Source organism: Mycobacterium sp. TH-M25 (assembly GCF_057473665.1).
The window spans coordinates 1-3,547 of the sequence record NZ_JBYCLA010000281.1; the positions used below are offsets into that span (position 1 = coordinate 1).

Below are 3,547 nucleotides of genomic sequence, written 5' to 3' on the forward strand. Positions count from 1 at the left end.
GCAAAAACCACCACGGCCACACCGAATGGATCCCACCCCCACACCTCGACCACGGCCAACCCCGCACCAACACCTACTGGCACCCCGAAAAACTCCTGCGCGCAGAAGACAACGAAGACGACGAGGCGGAGTAGCGCTGAACATGTTGTTCACAACAGCGCCGGTGACCTGCACCGCCAGCCACGCGGCATCCGGTCGCGCAGCGCGGAATCTAAGAATCCTCGGAAGTCTCGATCACCGTGTAGCTCGGATCGCTTATCGCCACTTTCTTGTTTCCGCTCCGGCTCGCCTTACCGGTGAGACGCAGCACCCGGCCCGGCTGGATGTCGCCGCTGTCGTCGCCAATGACTATCCAGCGGACCGCCTTCCCCGCTCGGTGATGTCTTCGACTTTGCTGACGCGGCCCTCGATCGTGGCGCGGCGTCCGGGATCCGGCCATTCACCTCGATCAACGACGGACGGACGTCCTGCTCATCGGCTCCGATAGTCACCGGACCAGACCGGTGCTAGGCGTGACCCGCCGGAGTCAAGGCGTCCGGATCCACTCGCGCGATGCGCGACTCGACGTCGTAGGGCACGATGATCGCGGTCGCCGAGGGGATGCGGCTGACCGCCCGGGCCATCTTGTCGGCGGTGCGGTCATGCAGCAGCCGACCCAGCATCGCGGAGTAAGTCCGCCGCGGTAGCAGCACCGTAACCTTGGTATCCGGGTGGTCGCGTTTCACCTGCATGACGAATTCCTGTGCGGCCCTGCTCAAATGGCGGTCAGGACAGTCAATGACCCGTAGCTGAGTGTCGTGTTCGAAACGCTGCCAGTGTTCCTGCAGCTCGGCGGAATGCTCGGCGTCGACCACAAAGTGCACCGCGAGCAGTTCGTCGGCGTGCAGCCCCTTGCCGTAACGCAGTGCCTCGACCTCGGCGAGGTCGACCGAGTCGACGAACACGAACACCCGTAGCCGCGGGTACTTGGCCAAATCGGGCCGTTCGGTGCGCGACATCTCCAGTACCGAAGCCTCGGCGCGATATTGCCTGTTCAGTCGGATCAGCCCGTAGACCAGAATCGGGAACACCACCACGACCAGCCAGGCGCCCTCGGTGAACTTGGCCACCACGAAAATGCCCACCACGATCGTCGAGGTGAGGCCCGCCGCCAGGTTGACAGCCTGTTTGGCACGCCAGCCGTTCTCGCGCCGGCTGGCGTAATATTTGGCCATTCCGTACCCGGTTATCGCAAATGCGGTAAACACCCCGATGGCGTAAAACGGGACGAGCGCGCTGACCTTGGCCCGCGTGACCAGCAACAGTGCCACCGCCAGAACGGTCAGGGTGATGATTCCGTTGGAAAACACCAGGCGGTGACCGCGCTTGGTCAGCGGACGTGGCAGGAAGCTGTCCTCGGCGACGAAGCTTGCCAGCGCGGGGAACCCGGCGAACCCGGTGTTGGCACCGGCGAAAAGGATTGCGGCACTGGATGCCTGTACCGAGATGTAGAGGATATTTCCGATCAGATCGTTGCCGAACACCGCGCGGGTGATCTCCGAGAGCATCGACGGATATTCATCCAGGTACGGGGTGGCGTGGGTGACGTACGTGAGCCAGGCGATGCCAGCCAGCAGCACTCCCAGGATCAGCGTCATCAGGGTCAACACCCGGCGGGCGTTGACACCCTTCGGCTCACGAAAGACGTCGACTGTGTTGGAGATTGCCTCCACACCGGTCAGAGACACACCGCCGTTGGCAAACGCCCGCAGCACCACCAAAACGGTGACGCCCATCACCAGACCGTTGCCCTGGTGCACCGGTACCGCGCCCTCGATGGTGCTCGGGTCGTATTTCGGCAAGCCCCAGACCACTTCGCGGATCAAGCCGGCCACGATCGTCAGTAGGATCATGCCGACGAACCAGTATGTCGTGACCGCGAATATCCGCCCCGACCGCCGGATTCCGCGCAGGTTGGCGATGCAGATCAGGATCAGCACGGCGATGGTGAGTTCCAGGTGGTACGGACGCAGCATCGGCACTGCCGACACCACCGCGACCGTTCCGGCCGCCGGCTGCACCGCGGCGGTCACCACGTAGTCGATCAGCAACGCCGCGGCGGCGATCTGCGCAATGCGTGGCCCGAAGTTGTCCCGGGCCACCATGTAAGCCCCACCGGCCCGGGTGTAGACCATCACCACGCCGCGGTAGGACGCGGACACCAAGATAAGAATGAACAGGACGACCCCGATGATCGGCATCATCAGCGCGAACGCGGCCATGCCGGCGCGCGGCAGCAACTCGACCATGACCTGCTCGGGCCCGTAAGCGGTCGACGAAATCGCGTCAGGCGAAATCGCGCCGAGCGCAACGGGATTCGAGAGCCGCTCGGAATCGAGGTGTTCGCTGGTCAACGGCTTACCGAGGACAACTCGCTTCCAGCCGTCGATGAAGGAGGGCTGAATGCCGGAGTCGGGCTGCGATGTTGTAACCACGTGTCACTTTCTTTCTAGTTGGCAAACTGAAAAGTCGCGTCATCCGGGTAGGTCGGCCGCGGTTCGCGGCGACTGTATCGGATCATTCTGCCCACCGGCTGACTTCGCGGCGTCGGCCGCTTCCGCGATCCGGGTCGCGATGTCATAGGCGACAATCTGCGCGCTTGCACCTGGAATTCGGCTGATCACCTGAGCGAGGTTGTCCGCGGTCCGATCGTGCAAAAACCGGCCAAGGAACTGTGAGTACTCCCGGCGCGGCAACAGCACCGTGACCTTGGTGTCGGGGTGCTCGGCCATGACCTGCAGGATGAACTCCTGAGCCGCCCGGCCCAGGTTGCGGTCCAGGCACGCAACGGTCCGCAGCTCGGTGACGTGTCCGTAAAGCTCCCACCGTTGTTGCAGTCGCGCCGCCTCGGCGGAGTCCAAGACGAAGTGCACCGCGGTCAGCTCGTCAGCCTCCAGCCCGTTGGCATAGCGCAGCGCCTCGACCTCGGCCAGGTCGACCGCATCGACGAACACCAGCACCTGGTGCCGGGCGTACTTGTCGAAATCGGGTGGCTCAGACAGCGAGGTCTCCAGCACCGACGCCTCGGCGCGGTACTGGTGGTTCACTCGCATCAACGCGAAGACCAGGATCGGGAACACCACCACGACCAGCCAGGCGCCCTCGGTGAACTTGGCGATTGCGAAGATGGCCACCACAACCGTCGACAGAATTCCGGCTGAGAGGTTGGTCACCAGCTTCCTTCGCCAACCCGGCCCCCGGTGGGTGAGCCAGTGCTTGGTCATGCCGTAACCGGCCATCGAAAAACCGGTGAACACCCCGATCGCGTAGAACGGCACCAGGGCGTCCAGCGAACCGCCCGTGCCGACCAGCAGAGCCACCGCCAGCACCGTCAGCACGATGATCCCGTTGGAGAACACCAGGCGCTGACCGCGCTTCATCAGGGTCCGCGGCAGGAAGCTGTCTTCGGCGACGAAGCTCGTCAGCGCCGGGAACCCATTGAAGCTGGTGTTACCGCCGGTGTAGAGGACCAGCGCGGTGGCCGCCTGCACCAGGAAGTAGATGACCT

General features: G+C 63.9%; 1 protein-coding gene and 2 pseudogenes. 1 reads left to right on the forward strand and 2 read right to left on the reverse strand.

All coding sequences use genetic code 11. From position 1 onward, the window contains the following. Nucleotides 1-134 (forward strand): annotated as a pseudogene (locus tag AC2VOU_RS09535) (HNH endonuclease signature motif containing protein); the annotation flags it as partial. A 77-nt stretch (nt 135-211) separates the two neighbouring features. Here the strand turns inward: AC2VOU_RS09535 and AC2VOU_RS09540 are convergent. Further along, nucleotides 212-2,474 (reverse strand): annotated as a pseudogene (locus tag AC2VOU_RS09540) (APC family permease). Between the two features lie 39 nt (nt 2,475-2,513). Further along, nucleotides 2,514-3,547 (reverse strand): APC family permease (locus AC2VOU_RS09545; RefSeq protein WP_486957153.1); only part of this gene is annotated, 1,034 nt, incomplete at its 5' end.